Source organism: Cupriavidus neocaledonicus (genome assembly GCF_000372525.1).
Classification (GTDB): Bacteria; Pseudomonadota; Gammaproteobacteria; order Burkholderiales; family Burkholderiaceae; genus Cupriavidus; species Cupriavidus neocaledonicus.
In genome coordinates, this window is the sequence record NZ_AQUR01000105.1 from 209,719 (window position 1) to 222,194 (window position 12,476).

The 12,476-nt window shown below is 72.5% G+C and carries 13 protein-coding genes; 8 read left to right on the forward strand and 5 right to left on the reverse strand.

Going from position 1 to position 12,476, the window contains the following annotated elements; genetic code table 11:
- Positions 1 to 13 precede the first annotated feature (13 nt).
- Genes A3AG_RS0125095 through A3AG_RS0125120 form a run of 6 tightly spaced genes read left to right on the forward strand, consistent with a single transcriptional unit; the run spans position 14 to position 4,975 of the window.
- Positions 14 to 1,021, forward strand: a complete 1,008-nt coding sequence (locus tag A3AG_RS0125095; protein ID WP_018008046.1) for a FecCD family ABC transporter permease — start codon at positions 14 to 16, stop codon at positions 1,019 to 1,021.
- Positions 1,018 to 1,860, forward strand: coding sequence for an ABC transporter ATP-binding protein (locus A3AG_RS0125100; protein ID WP_018008047.1), 843 nt, complete (start codon positions 1,018 to 1,020; stop codon positions 1,858 to 1,860). Before A3AG_RS0125095 ends, A3AG_RS0125100 begins: the two co-directional genes overlap by 4 nt.
- Entirely contained in the window at positions 1,853 to 2,485 is a 633-nt protein-coding gene (cobO, locus tag A3AG_RS0125105) for a cob(I)yrinic acid a,c-diamide adenosyltransferase (RefSeq protein ID WP_018008048.1), read from the forward strand. Before A3AG_RS0125100 ends, cobO begins: the two co-directional genes overlap by 8 nt.
- 32 nt (positions 2,486 to 2,517) lie before the next feature.
- On the forward strand, positions 2,518 to 3,558 hold the full coding sequence (cobT, locus tag A3AG_RS0125110; protein WP_018008049.1) for a nicotinate-nucleotide--dimethylbenzimidazole phosphoribosyltransferase: 1,041 nt from the start codon (positions 2,518 to 2,520) through the stop codon (positions 3,556 to 3,558).
- Positions 3,555 to 4,409 carry an adenosylcobinamide-GDP ribazoletransferase gene (locus tag A3AG_RS0125115; RefSeq protein WP_018008050.1) on the forward strand — a complete coding sequence of 285 codons (855 nt, stop codon included), beginning with the start codon at positions 3,555 to 3,557 and terminating at the stop codon, positions 4,407 to 4,409. The genes cobT and A3AG_RS0125115 overlap by 4 nt, the downstream gene beginning before the upstream one ends.
- On the forward strand, positions 4,394 to 4,975 hold the full coding sequence (locus tag A3AG_RS0125120) for a histidine phosphatase family protein (protein ID WP_018008051.1): 582 nt from the start codon (positions 4,394 to 4,396) through the stop codon (positions 4,973 to 4,975). Before A3AG_RS0125115 ends, A3AG_RS0125120 begins: the two co-directional genes overlap by 16 nt.
- Here the strand turns inward: A3AG_RS0125120 and A3AG_RS0125125 are convergent, their stop codons facing one another.
- Genes A3AG_RS0125125 through cobU form a run of 4 tightly spaced genes read right to left on the reverse strand, consistent with a single transcriptional unit; the run spans position 4,976 to position 8,583 of the window.
- Positions 4,976 to 5,881 (reverse strand): cobalamin-binding protein, encoded by a 906-nt coding sequence (locus A3AG_RS0125125; RefSeq protein WP_026164456.1) that lies wholly within the window; start codon positions 5,879 to 5,881, stop codon positions 4,976 to 4,978.
- 16 nt (positions 5,882 to 5,897) lie between these two features.
- The gene (gene cobD, locus A3AG_RS0125130) at positions 5,898 to 6,914 is read right to left on the reverse strand and encodes a threonine-phosphate decarboxylase CobD (RefSeq protein ID WP_018008053.1); all 1,017 of its coding nucleotides are present in this window, start codon (positions 6,912 to 6,914) and stop codon (positions 5,898 to 5,900) included.
- The gene (locus A3AG_RS0125135) at positions 6,911 to 7,885 is read right to left on the reverse strand and encodes a CobD/CbiB family cobalamin biosynthesis protein (RefSeq protein WP_018008054.1); all 975 of its coding nucleotides are present in this window, start codon (positions 7,883 to 7,885) and stop codon (positions 6,911 to 6,913) included. Before A3AG_RS0125135 ends, cobD begins: the two co-directional genes overlap by 4 nt.
- Positions 7,879 to 8,583 carry a bifunctional adenosylcobinamide kinase/adenosylcobinamide-phosphate guanylyltransferase gene (cobU, locus tag A3AG_RS0125140; RefSeq protein ID WP_018008055.1) on the reverse strand — a complete coding sequence of 235 codons (705 nt, stop codon included), beginning with the start codon at positions 8,581 to 8,583 and terminating at the stop codon, positions 7,879 to 7,881. The genes A3AG_RS0125135 and cobU overlap by 7 nt, the downstream gene beginning before the upstream one ends.
- 38 nt (positions 8,584 to 8,621) lie before the next feature.
- Here cobU and A3AG_RS0125145 point away from each other — a divergent pair, with 38 nt between their 5' ends.
- Positions 8,622 to 10,139 carry a cobyric acid synthase gene (locus A3AG_RS0125145; protein WP_018008056.1) on the forward strand — a complete coding sequence of 506 codons (1,518 nt, stop codon included), beginning with the start codon at positions 8,622 to 8,624 and terminating at the stop codon, positions 10,137 to 10,139.
- A 148-nt stretch (positions 10,140 to 10,287) separates the two neighbouring features.
- Positions 10,288 to 11,481, forward strand: coding sequence for a PepSY-associated TM helix domain-containing protein (locus tag A3AG_RS0125150; protein ID WP_018008057.1), 1,194 nt, complete (start codon positions 10,288 to 10,290; stop codon positions 11,479 to 11,481).
- A 56-nt stretch (positions 11,482 to 11,537) separates the two neighbouring features.
- Here the strand turns inward: A3AG_RS0125150 and panC are convergent, their stop codons facing one another.
- Positions 11,538 to 12,386 carry a pantoate--beta-alanine ligase gene (panC, locus tag A3AG_RS0125155; protein ID WP_018008058.1) on the reverse strand — a complete coding sequence of 283 codons (849 nt, stop codon included), beginning with the start codon at positions 12,384 to 12,386 and terminating at the stop codon, positions 11,538 to 11,540.
- Between the last annotated feature and the right edge of the window lie 90 nt (positions 12,387 to 12,476).

A 12,476-nucleotide genomic window follows, 5' to 3' on the forward strand; every position in this document is an offset into this window, starting at 1 on the left:
GCGCGGGCGCGCCATGTCTGAGTTCCGGCGCGCCGTGGCGATCTGGCTGGTGCTGGCGTTCGCGGCGCTGCTGGCGTTTGCCTTGTCGCTGGCGCTGGGCAGCGTAGCGCTCGATGCGGGCGCGCTGTGGCGGGCGCTGAGCGGGGCCGACACCGGCACCGCCGGCGCCATCGTGCATGAGCTGCGCCTGCCGCGCGCGGCCGCGGCCTTTGCCTGCGGCGGGCTGCTGGCCCTGTCCGGTGCGCTGATGCAGGTGCTGCTGCGTAATCCGCTGGCCGAGCCCTATGTGCTGGGGGTATCGGGCGGCGCTTCCACCGCCGCGCTGCTGGCGATGCTGGCGCTGGCGCCGTGGTGGGGCGTGCAGGCGGCGGCGGCGCTCGGTGCCTTGCTGGCGATGGTGCTGGTGGCCTCGCTGGCGCGACGCGACCTGCTGCATCCGCAGGTGCAGGGCGGCCATCGCGAAGCCGGCGCGCGGCTGCTGCTGACCGGCGTGATCCTGGCCGCCGGCTGGGGCGCGGTGATTACGCTGATCCTGTCGGTCGCGCCGGAGTCGCGCCTGCGCGGCATGCTGTTCTGGCTCACCGGCGACCTGGGCGGCACCGCCGGCTACGGCGGCGCGCTGGCCATGCTGGTGGTGGCGCTGCTGCTGGCCATGCCGATGGCGCGCGCGCTCAACGTGATGCTGCTGGGCGAGACCGTGGCACAGGCGCTCGGCGTGCGCGTCGGGCGCGTGCGGCTGGCAACCTTCATGCTGGCATCGCTGTGCATTGCCGCTGCCATTACCACTGCCGGCTCGATCGGCTTTGTCGGGCTGGTGGTGCCGCACCTGGTGCGGCTCGCGTGGGGCAATGACCAGCGCATGCTGCTGCCGGCCGCGACGCTGTTGGGCGGCGCGCTGCTGATGGCGGCCGACCTGATCGCGCGCACCGTGGTGGCGCCTGCGCAGCTGCCGGTGGGAGTGATCACCGGGCTGCTGGGCGTGCCGACCTTCCTCTACCTGCTGTTGCGGAGGCCGCGATGAGCGCCGCCGCGCACTGGTCCCTGCCGCTCGCGGCCTGCCCGCGGCTGACGCTGCGCGAGCTGCGGCTGCGCACCAGCCAGCGCGTGCTGGTGGACCGGCTGAGCCTGGCCATCGGCCCTGGCGAGCTGTGGTGCATCGCCGGCCCGAACGGTGCCGGCAAGTCCACGCTGATGACGGTGCTGGCCGGATTGCGCCACGCCGACGGCGGCAGCGTCGAGATCGACGGGACCGCGCCGGCGCTGGTCGAGCCTGCGCTGCTGGCGCGCCAGCGCGCCTACCTGCCGCAAGCCGTGCATGACACCTTCCCGATGCCGGTGCTCGACGCCGTGCGCGTGGGCCGCCATCCGCACCTGTCCGGCTGGGGCTGGACCGGTCGCGACGACGACCGCATCGTGCACGACGTGATCCGGGCCATGGATATCGAGGCGCTGGCCGCGCGCGATGTGCTGACGCTGTCCGGCGGCGAGCGCCAGCGCGTGTCGCTGGCCGCGGCGCTGGCGCAGCAGGCGCCGCTGCTGTTGCTGGACGAGCCGGTTTCGCACCTGGACCTGCGCCACCAGATCCTGGTGCTGGATCAGCTGGCCGCGCTGGCCCGCGCGGGGCGCCATGCCATCGTGGCGATCCTGCACGACCTAACGCTGGCGCTGCGCTACGCCACCCATGCCCTGCTGATGGCCGAAGACGGCACCGCGCTGCACGGCCCCGCCGCGCAGGTCCTGACCCCCGAACACTGCTCGCGCGCGCTGCGCACCGCCATCGTCAGCGTCAGCGACGGCGCGCATACCGCGCTGATTCCCGACGGCGCGCGCCCGACCTTACCCAACTCACACCATGACTGAAGACCACAACCCCGCCGCGCAGGACCCCGACCGCGATGCCCGCCACAAGGCGCGCATGGTGCGCAAGAAGGAAGTCGTCGACGCGAAGATCGCCGCCGCGCAGGACGAGCGCGGCGTGATCGTCATCACCACCGGCAACGGCAAGGGCAAGTCCAGCTCCGGCTTCGGCATGGTGGTGCGCGCGCTCGGCCATGGCATGCGCACCGGCGTAGTCCAGTTCATCAAGGGCGCGCAGCCCACCGGCGAAGAGATGTTCCTGCGCCGCTTTCCCGACGAATGCGCCTTCCACGTGATGGGCGAGGGCTATACCTGGGAAACCCAGGACCGGTCCCGCGACGTGGCCAAGGCGCAGGCCGCGTGGGAGGTGGCGCGCGCCATGCTGCGCGACCCCGGCATCGGCCTGGTGCTGCTCGACGAGCTCAACATCGCGCTCAAGCTGCACTATCTTGAGGTGGAGCAGGTCATTGCCGACCTGCGCGCGCGCCCGCCGATGCAGCATGTGGTCATCACCGGCCGCGGCGCGCCGCCGGCGCTGGTGGAGGCGGCCGACACCGTCACCGACATGACCCCGGTCAAGCACGCGTTCCAGCAAGGCATCAAGGCCCAGCGCGGCGTGGAAATGTAGCCCTTTTTTTCTCAGTACCCGAACCAGGCATCATGCAGTTTCCCGAAATCCCTCCGCTCGACGATGCGCTGCGCCCCGTGCTGCAGGCTGCCATCGACGACAAGACCAAGCCGCTCGGCGCGCTCGGCCGGCTCGAAGCGCTGGCCCTGCAGCTGGGCCTGATCCAGGGCAGCGCGCGGCCGGTGCTGCGGCGGCCCACGGTAATCGTGTTCGCCGCCGACCATGGCGTCGCCGACGCCGGTGTCAGCGCCTATCCGGCCGAGGTCACGGCGCAGATGGTGCAGAACTTCCTGGCCGGCGGCGCGGCTATCAACGTGTTCTCGCGCCAGCACGGCATTGCGCTGGAGATCGTCGACGCGGGCGTGCGCGTGCCGCTGCCGGCCGCCCCCGGGCTGGTCAATTGCCGCATTGCCGACGGCACCCGCAACTTCGCGGACGAGCCGGCGATGACGCCGGCGCAGGCCGCCGCGGCGATGACCGCCGGCATGGCGCGCGTGCTGCGCCATGCGCAGCAGGGCTGCAACGTGATCGGCTTCGGCGAGATGGGCATCGCCAATACCTCGGCCGCGGCGTGCCTGATGCAGCGGCTGACCGGCCTGCCGCTGGAGGACTGCATCGGGCGCGGCACCGGCCTGGACGACGCCGGCCTGGCGCGCAAGCGCGCGGTGCTGGCCGGCGCGCTGGCGCGGCATGCCGACGCGCTGGCGCCGCTGGACGTGCTGGCCGCCTTCGGCGGTTTCGAGATCGCGATGATGGCCGGCGCCTTCCTGGCTGCCGCGGCCAGTCGCATGGTGATCCTGGTCGACGGCTTTATCGCCACGGCCGCGCTGCTGGTGGCGCAGCGGCTGGACCCTAACGTGCTGCCGTACTGCGTGTTCACGCACTGCTCGCACGAGCGCGGCCACCGCGCGCTGCTGGCGCAGTTCGACGCCGCGCCGCTGCTGGCGCTGGACCTGCGCCTGGGCGAAGGCACCGGCTGTGCTCTGGCGTGGCCGCTGCTGGCCTCGGCCGCGGCGTTCCTGAACGAGATGGCCACCTTCAGCGGCGCCGGCGTCAGCACCGCCTCGCCATGAGCGTGCCGACCGACCCGGTGCCCATTCCCGGACCCGCCCGCGAACCCGGTACCGGACCCCGCGCCCCGGCGGGCGTGGCCGGCGAACTGCGCTATTTCCTGACGGCGCTGGGCTATTTCACGCGCGTGCCGCTGCCGGGCTGGCTGGCGCGCTGGGTCGGCTTCGAACCCCATTACCTGCATGCCGCCGCACGCTACTTCCCGCTGGTCGGGCTGCTGGTGGGCGGCGCGGGCGCGCTCGCCACCTGGGGCGCGGCGCTGTGGTGGCCGCCCGGCGTGGCCGTGCTGCTGGGCATGGCCGCGACGCTGCTGCTGACCGGCGCCTTCCATGAAGACGGGCTGGCCGATTGCGTCGATGCCTTCGGCGGCGCGTGGCAGCGCGACGACGTGCTGCGCATCATGCACGATTCGCGCATCGGCGCGTTCGGCGCGATCGCGCTGGTGGTGGCGCTGCTGCTGAAGTGGCAGCTGCTGGTGGCGATCGCCGGGCGCGGCGGCAGCGCGGTGCTCCTCGCCGTGCTGGTCGCCGCGCATGCCGCCAGCCGCGCGCTGGCGGTCAGCTATCTCGCCACGCTGGCCTACGTGCGCGCCGAGGGCAAGGCCAAGCCGGTGGCGCAGAAGCTGGCCGGCGCTGGCCTGGTGTTCGCGCTGCTGTGCGGGCTGGTGCCGCTGTGGCTGGTGTCGCCAGGGTTCGGCGCCGCCGCGGTGGCGGCGTTGCTGGTGCTGCGCCTGCTGCTCGGCCGCTACTTCGTGCGCCGCATCGGCGGCTATACCGGCGACTGCCTGGGCATGGCCCAGCAATGCGCCGAAATCCTGCTCTACCTGGTGGCCGCGGCATGGACGTGGTCCTGATCCGCCATGCGCGGCCACAGGTGGCGGCAGGCACCTGCTATGGCTGCCTCGACCTGCCGCTGCTGGCGCCGCTGACGCCGCCCGCCGCGCGCATCGTTGCCGGCCTGCCGGCTCCGGATCGCATCGTGGCCAGCCCGCTGGCGCGCGCGCTGGGCACGGCGCAGGCGCTGGCCCAGGCATGGCCCGGCGGGGTGCCGGCCATCGACACCGAACCTGCCCTGCGAGAAATCGACTTCGGCAGCTGGGAGGGCGTGGCCTGGGATGCGATCGACCGCGGCGCGCTCGACCAGTGGGCGGCCGATCTGCTGCACGCGCGGCCGCATGGCGGCGAAGCGCCGGCGCAGGCGATGGCGCGGGTCGCCGGCTGGGCCGCGACACTGGCCGGGGAGCGCGCGCAATGTCTCTGGGTGGTCGGCCATGCCGGGCCGATGCGCATGCTCGCGGCGCACTGGCTGGGCGTGCCGCTGTCGACCACGGTCAGCTGGGAGCTGGGCTTCGGTGCCAGCTGCGGGTTCCGGCTGGCTCAGGGCGGGGCGCGGCTGGGCTGGTGGAACCGCGCCGGCTGATCAGCGTGCCGGCCGGCGGCCGCGCGCGGTGTCGAGGTCCTTGCACAGCTGCGCCGCGCCTTGCACCACGCGCGGGCCGGCCCGGTTGAGCAGGTCGCCATCGATCACGAACAGGTTGTTGCGCGCCACCGCCGTGACCTGTTTCCAGCGCCGCCACATCTCGAAATCCGGCAACGGCTGGTCCGAGCGCGTGGCGCCCATGCCCGCCGTCACCATCGCTTCCGGATTGCCCGCGATCACCGCTTCGACCGACACGGTCGGCACCAGCGGCGCCTCGGCCGCGAACAGGTTGCGGCCGCCGCACAGCGCCAGCATGTCGCTGACCAGGTGCTGGCCGTTGAGCGTCATCAGCGGCTGCTGCCAGACCTGGTAGAACACCGTCACCGGCGGGCGCGCCGCATAGGTCTGGCGCAGCGTTTCCACCTGCTGGCGGAAACCGTCGGCGGCGCGCCGCGCGGTGGCGTCGGTGCCGAGCAGCGTGCCGAGCTTCTCGATGTTGTCCGGGATCGCCGCCAGGCGGCGCGGCTCGCTGTAGAACAGCGGGATGCCGAGCGCGCGCAGCCGGTCGGCCTGCTTCTGCGCATTGCCGTGGCGCCACACCACGATCAGGTCGGGCCTGAGCGCGGCAATGCGCTCCAGGTCCAGCGCCTTGTTGTCACCGACGCGCGCGATCGCGCGCGCTTGTGGCGGGTAGTCGCTGTAGTTGACGGTGCCGACGATGCGGTCGCCTGCGCCCGCGGCGAACAGCATCTCGGTGACGTGCGGCGCCAGCGAGACCACGCGGCGCGCCGGCTGCGCCAGGGTCACGGTCTGGCCGGCGTCGTCGATGACGGAGACTGTGGCGGTGGCGGGCAGCGCCGCGAGCAGCAGCGCGGCGGCGATGACAGGGCAGAGGCGGTTCGGCATGGCAAGCGTCATAAGTTCAGGCGGCGGCCGCCAGCGCCGCGTCCAGCCGCCGCCAGGCCAGCGGCTGGTCCGGCGGCAGGCCAAGGCGCAGGCTCGGCGCGCAGCCGCCGGCGGCATCGAAATAACGGGTCCAGACGCCGTGCTGTGCCAGCTCGTGGTGCAGCCGCGCGGCGTCGCGATGCGGCACCCAGCAGAACAGCGGGTGCATCGCCGGCTTCAGGCCGTGGCGGTCCAGCAGCGCGGCCAGCCGGGCCCCGCACGCTTGCAGCCGGGCCCGGGTGGCGTGCTGCCACGGCAGGTCGGCCAGCGCGCGGCGCGCCACCTCGCGCGCGGGGCCGGCGACGGTCCAGTGGCCCAGGCGCGCGCGCAGCGCGTCCAGCAGCGCCGGCTGCGCCAGCACGAAGCCGCAGCGGATGCCAGCCAGCCCATAGAACTTGCCGATCGAGCGCAGCACCACCAGCCCGGGGTTTTCGCTGTGCGCGGCGACGGAACCGCCGGGCAGGCAATCGATAAAGGCTTCGTCGACCAGCAGCGTGCCGCCGCGCGCGGCCAGCGCGGCATGCCAGCGCAGCAGCATGGCGGCGGGCAGCACGCGCGCGGTCGGGTTGTTGGGGTTGACGACGACCAGATGATCGAGCGCATCGGCCAAATCAGGCCGCTTGAAGTCGGCTTCGTCCAGCAGCACCACGGTGTGCCCGGCTGCGGCGAACGCCGGCGCGTATTCGCTGTATCCCAGCGCGGCGATGCCGACCCGTCCCGGGCGCAGCAGCGCCGGCAGCGTGCGGATCGCGGCCTGCGAGCCGGCCACCGGCAGCGCATGGGGCGCGCCGCATGCCGCCGCGGCCAGCTCGGCCAGGCCGTCGTCGTCCTGCGGCAACCGCTGCCACACCTGCGGCGGCAGCGCCGGCACCGCATAGCCGTCGGGGTTGATGCCGGTGGACAGGTCGAGCCAGTCGTCGGCCGGGCGGCCGTAGCGGCGCACCGCGGCGAGCAGGTCGCCGCCATGGCGGATCGGGGGCTGGGCGGTGCTCATGCCGGTGCGGAAACCATCAAGGCGGCGAGCGCGCTGGCTGTCGCCAGTGCCAGCCACAACCACAGCGTGCGTTCGACCAGCCGCAGGCAGGCCATCACATGCGCCGCCTGCGGCGCGGTGCCGGCGCCCAGTGGCGGGCGCGGCTCGATTTGACCGTGATAGCGCGCCGGGCCGCCGAGCCGCACGCCGACGGCGCCGGCACCGGCGGCCATTACCGGGCCGGCATTGGGACTGGACCACGCCGGCGCCTGCGTGCGCCAGCAGCGCAACGCCTGCGCGGTGGCGCCGAGCAGCGCATACGACAGCGCGGTCAGCCGTGCCGGCACCAGGTTGAGCGCATCGTCGAGGCGCGCCGCGGCCCAGCCGAAATGCAGCAGCCGCGGCGTGCGGTAGCCCCACATCGCATCGAGCGTATTGGCCAGCCGGAACACGATCACGGCCGGCGCGCCGCCGACCAGGAACCAGAACAGCGCGCCGAACACCGCGTCGTTGCCGTTTTCCAGCGCCGATTCGCACGCGGCGCGGGCCAGCGCCTCGGCGTCGGCATCAGCGGTGTCGCGCGAGACGATGCGCGCGGTCAGCGCGCGCGCGGCGGTCAGGTCGGCCGCGCCCAGCGCGCCGGCAATCGGGGCGATATGCTGGTGCAGGCTGCGCGCGCCCAGCGCCGCGTACAGCGCCAGCGCATGCAGTGCCAGCGCGGCGAGCGGCTGCCAGCGGGCCGCCGCGGCCACCAGCCACCATGCCAGCGCGGCCGGGACCAGCACCAGCACGCACCAGCCGGCAAGCCCGGCAAGGCGCTGGCGCCAGGGCGCACGAGGTTGCGAGAGAGGGTTGAGGCGGCGTTCCAGCGCGGCCGCGATGCGGCCGAAGCCCACCAGCGGATGCCAGCGGCGCGGCTCGCCGAGCCAGCGGTCCAGCAGTGTCCCGATCCATGCCGCTGCCACGCATGCCGGCCAGGCCAGCATCAGCATGCGGGATCGGGCCCCTTTACCGCCACCGGGATGCCCGCCACCAGCAGCCGTACGCAGTCGGCGGCGGCGGCCAGCTTCTGGTTCAGGCGGCCCAGTTCATCGACATAGAAGCGGGTGATGGCGCCCATCGGGATCACGCCGAAGCCGATCTCGTTCGAGACCAGGATCACGTGGCCGGGCAGCGTCGGCAGCGCGTTGAGCAGCGCCTCGATTTCTTCGGTGAATGCCGCCGGCGGCGTGATCACGCCATGCTCGGGATAGCTGCGGCCGTTGGGGAAAAGCAGGTTGTTGATCCACAGCGTCATGCAATCGACCAGGATGCAGCCGTCGTGGCGCGCATTGGCATAGAGCGCATCGGCCAAATGCACCGGCTCTTCGACCAGGCGCCAGTCGGCGGGGCGGCGCGCGCGGTGCAGCGCAATGCGGACCTCAAGCTCCTGGTCGGCGTGGGCCGGGTCCTGGTGCGCGGTGGCGATGTAGGTGACCGGCCCGCCGGTGACGGTGGCGTGGTCGGTGGCGAGCTGCTCGGCAAAGTGGCTCTTGCCGGAACGTGCGCCGCCCAGCACCAGGGTGAGCTGGCGGCCGCCAGTCCCGCTGGCGGCCGCGCGCGGCTGCGCGGCAGGAGCGGTGCCGGACGCGTTGGCGGGGGCGATGGCCGGGGTTTCCATCCGCGTATTGTAGCCGCCGCATCCGGGCATGGCACGGCCCGCGTGCAGGGCGGTGCGATAATCCGCCGATGCAACCCGACTCTCCGCAATTCCGGCCCGCGGGTGCCCTGCGCGGCACCCTGATGGTCCAGGGCACCACCTCCGATGCCGGCAAGAGCACCATCGTCGCCGGCCTGTGCCGGGTGCTGGCCCGCGCCGGCACGCGCGTGGTGCCGTTCAAGCCGCAGAACATGGCGCTGAACAGCGCCGTCACCGCCGACGGCGGCGAGATCGGCCGGGCCCAGGCGCTGCAGGCGCTGGCCGCTCGGCTGGCGCCGCACACCGACATGAACCCGGTGCTGCTCAAGCCCAGCAGCGACACCGGCGCCCAGGTCATCATCCACGGCCGCGCGCGGCTGGAGCTGGACGCGCGCGCCTACCACGCCTACAAGCCGCAGGCGATGCAGGCGGTGCTGGCCTCGCACGCGCGCCTGGCGCAGGCCCATGAGGTCGTGCTGGTCGAGGGCGCCGGCAGCCCGGCCGAAGTCAACCTGCGCGAGCGCGACATCGCCAACATGGGCTTTGCCGAGCAGGTCGACTGCCCGGTGGTGCTGGTCGCGGACATCGACCGCGGCGGCGTGTTCGCGCACCTGCTCGGCACGCTCGACTGCCTGTCCGAGAGCGAGCGAGCGCGCGTGACCGGCTTCATCATCAACCGCTTCCGCGGTGATATCGGGCTGCTGGAGCCGGGACTGGACTGGCTGGTGGCGCGCACCGGCAAGCCGGTATTCGGCGTGCTGCCGTACCTGCACGGCCTGCACCTGGACGCCGAGGACGCCATCATCGGCGCGCAGGCCGAGGCCGGCCATGCCGCGCAGCGGCTGCGCGTGATCGTGCCGGTGCTGCCGCGCATCGCCAACCATACCGACTTCGACGCGCTGCGCGCGCACCCGCAGGTCGACCTGCAGTTTGTCGGCCCCGGCCGGCCGATCCCGCACGCCGACCTGGTAGTGCTGCCGGGCAGCAAGAACGTGCGCGGCGATCTCGACTTCCTGCGCGCCAACGGCTGGGACACGGCGCTGGCGCGGCACCTGCGCTATGGCGGCAAGCTGATCGGCATCTGCGGGGGCATGCAGATGCTGGGGCGGCAGGTGCATGACCCCGATGGCCGCGAAGGCCCCGCCGGCAGCAGCGCCGGCCTGGGCTGGCTCGATTACGAAACCACGCTGGCCGCCGACAAGCAGTTGCGCCAGGTGCACGGACGCCTGGCCCCGGATCCCGGCGGCGCACCGGTGCGCGGCTACGAGATCCACCTCGGCGTTACCACCGGCAAGGGCCTGGAGGAGCCGGCGCTGTGGCTGGACCGCGGCGACGGCACCCTGCGGCCGGACGGGGCGCGTTCGGCCGACGGCCAGGTGCTGGCCACCTATGTCCACGGCCTGTTCGACGATCCCGCCGGCTGCCAGGCGCTGCTGCGCTGGGCCGGGCTGGACCAGGCGCACGCGCTCGATCTCGACGCGCTGCGCGAGGCGTCGATCGAGCGCCTGGCCGACACCATGGCCGCGCACCTGGACCTGGCGGCACTGCTGGCGCCGTTGCGGCGCTGAAGTTGCGGCGGGGTCCACCGCGCCACGCGGCGGCAAGCAGCGGCCCTGCTAGAATCGCGAATCCTTCGCATTCGCATCGTTGCGCGGAGATGGCTTTGGCGCCATATTCCGCGCCTTGCAGCGTCCGCTCAACGTACTTCACCCCGTCATGGTCACCGGCCGCCTGCGCGTCGTCCTCGTCAAGCTGCATCGTTATATCGGCCTCGGTCTCGGCCTGCTGTTCGTCCTGATGGGGCTGACCGGCATGACCATCGCCTGGCGCGATGAACTCGATGCCTGGCTCAATCCCGACCTGCTGGTGGCCTCCGCGCCGATGACGGCGCCGGTGACCCCGGACACGGTCCAGGCGGTAACCGAGCGGCTGGCGGCACCGCCCTACGGCAAGCCCAACCTGCTGATGCTGCCGACCCATGCCGATGGCGTCTTTATCGCCTGGTATCCGGTCAAGGGGCCAGGCGGCGCGGTGCCGGGGCGCTCGCGCCAGGTGATGGTCGACCCGGTCACGCTGGCGGTGAAGGGCGAGCGCGTCTGGGGCGAGGCCGGGCTGTCGCGCCGGCTGCTGCTGCCCACGCTGTTCCACCTGCACCGCTACCTGCTGTCGGGCGATACCGGCAAGACCATCACCGGCGTGGCCGGCATGCTGCTGTTGCTGACCACGCTGGTCGGCGTGGCGGCGTGGTGGCCCAAGATGAAGCTGCGCTCGGTGGTGCAGGCCTTCCGCATCACGCATGGCGGTTCCTGGTCGCGCTTCAACTATTCGCTGCACCGCGCCGGCGGCATCCTGGCCGCGCCGGTGCTCGCCGTCATCGCGTTTTCCGGCTGGTACCTGAACCTGCCCAAGTGGGTGACGCCGATCGTGGCGGGCGTGATGACGGTGACGCCGCCCGCCAAGCACGTCTCGGCACCGGCGCCGGCCGGGGCGCGGCCGCTGGGAGCGGGCGAGATCATGGCGGCGGCGCAGGCGCAGTTCCCGCAGGCGCAGGTCACCCGCATCGGCTTCCCGCGCAAGCCGGGCGATGCCTTCGAGATCCGGCTGTGCCAGCCGGGCGAGGTGCGCCAGCACACCGGCGCCACGCGGCTTTGGCTCGATGCGTGGACCGGCGCGCCCCTGGGCGTGCGCGATCCTCAGCAGTCGCCCGCCGGCGACACGCTGCTGAACTGGCAATTCCCGCTGCATACCGGCGAAGCCTTCGGCCTGCCAGGGCGGATCTTCATCACGCTGTTCGGGCTGGCACCGCTGGCGTTCGCCGTGACCGGCACGCTGATCTGGTGGAAGCGGCGGCGCGGCCACCAGCGCCATGTGGTGAAGAGCGCGCAGCGCGCCGGCATGCACCGGGCATGAAAAAAGGCAGGCCGCCGGGCCTGCCTTGTTATTTCGGCGGTCGCGGAACGCGCCGCTCAGATTTCCAGGTTGTCGATCAGCCGGGTCGCGCCCAGCCGGGCCGCGGTCAGGATCACCAGCGGCTCGCCGGCAAGGAATTCCTCGCGCGTGGGTGCCTGCAGGTTGACGCGCTTGCGGATCGACACATAGTCCGGCTTCCAGCCACGCTGTTCCAGCGAGGCGCGGGCGCTGGCCTCCACCGCCAGCAGGTCGGCCGAGGCACGGTCGCCACCCAGCACGGTGTCGCGCACGTCGTGCAGGGTGCGGTACAGCACCGGCGCCTCGGCGCGCTCGTCCGGGCTCAGGTAGCGGTTGCGCGACGACAGCGCCAGGCCGTCTTCGGCGCGCACGGTCTCGGCGGGAATGATGTCGATCGGCAGCGCGAACTGCTGCACCATCTGGCGCACGATCATCAGCTGCTGGTAGTCCTTCTTGCCGAACACCGCCACGCGCGGCTGCGCGCACGAGAACAGCTTCATCACCACGGTGCACACGCCCTTGAAGAAGCCGGGGCGGAACTCGCCTTCGAGGATGTCGCCCAGGTCGTGCGGCGGCTCGACGCGGTATTCCTGGGGCACCGGGTACATGTCGCGCTCGGAAGGCGCGAACAGCACGTAGACGCCTTCGCTCTGCAGTTTTTCGATGTCGTCCTGCAGCGTGCGCGGGTATTTGTCGAAATCCTCGTTCGGGCCGAACTGCAGGCGGTTGACGAAGATGGATGCCACCACCGGGTCGCCATGCTGGCGCGCCAGGCGCATCAGCGACAGGTGGCCTTCGTGCAGGTTGCCCATGGTGGGGACGAAGGCCGCGCGGTTCTGGCCGCGCAGCTGGTCCCGCAGCTCTTGGATGGAGGAAATGACTTTCATCTGCCTTGGTGTGCTGGTCGTGTAAGAGTGACCCGGACGCCGGTCCGCGGCGGGCGGCGCCTGCCGTGCCGGTCTGGGCCGGCTGTCGGC

Excerpts from the sequence above, each read along its gene's own strand:
- A3AG_RS0125095 (WP_018008046.1), top strand. The coding sequence starts at position 14 with ATGTCTGAGTTCCGGCGCGCCGTGGCGATCTGGCTGGTGCTGGCGTTC.
- A3AG_RS0125100 (WP_018008047.1), top strand. The coding sequence starts at position 1,018 with ATGAGCGCCGCCGCGCACTGGTCCCTGCCGCTCGCGGCCTGCCCGCGG.
- cobO (WP_018008048.1), top strand. The coding sequence starts at position 1,853 with ATGACTGAAGACCACAACCCCGCCGCGCAGGACCCCGACCGCGATGCC.
- cobT (WP_018008049.1), top strand. The coding sequence starts at position 2,518 with ATGCAGTTTCCCGAAATCCCTCCGCTCGACGATGCGCTGCGCCCCGTG.
- A3AG_RS0125115 (WP_018008050.1), top strand. The coding sequence starts at position 3,555 with ATGAGCGTGCCGACCGACCCGGTGCCCATTCCCGGACCCGCCCGCGAA.
- A3AG_RS0125120 (WP_018008051.1), top strand. The coding sequence starts at position 4,394 with ATGGACGTGGTCCTGATCCGCCATGCGCGGCCACAGGTGGCGGCAGGC.
- A3AG_RS0125125 (WP_026164456.1), bottom strand. The coding sequence starts at position 5,881 with ATGCCGAACCGCCTCTGCCCTGTCATCGCCGCCGCGCTGCTGCTCGCG.
- cobD (WP_018008053.1), bottom strand. The coding sequence starts at position 6,914 with ATGAGCACCGCCCAGCCCCCGATCCGCCATGGCGGCGACCTGCTCGCC.
- A3AG_RS0125135 (WP_018008054.1), bottom strand. The coding sequence starts at position 7,885 with ATGCTGATGCTGGCCTGGCCGGCATGCGTGGCAGCGGCATGGATCGGG.
- cobU (WP_018008055.1), bottom strand. The coding sequence starts at position 8,583 with ATGCCCGGATGCGGCGGCTACAATACGCGGATGGAAACCCCGGCCATC.
- A3AG_RS0125145 (WP_018008056.1), top strand. The coding sequence starts at position 8,622 with ATGCAACCCGACTCTCCGCAATTCCGGCCCGCGGGTGCCCTGCGCGGC.
- A3AG_RS0125150 (WP_018008057.1), top strand. The coding sequence starts at position 10,288 with ATGGTCACCGGCCGCCTGCGCGTCGTCCTCGTCAAGCTGCATCGTTAT.
- panC (WP_018008058.1), bottom strand. The coding sequence starts at position 12,386 with ATGAAAGTCATTTCCTCCATCCAAGAGCTGCGGGACCAGCTGCGCGGC.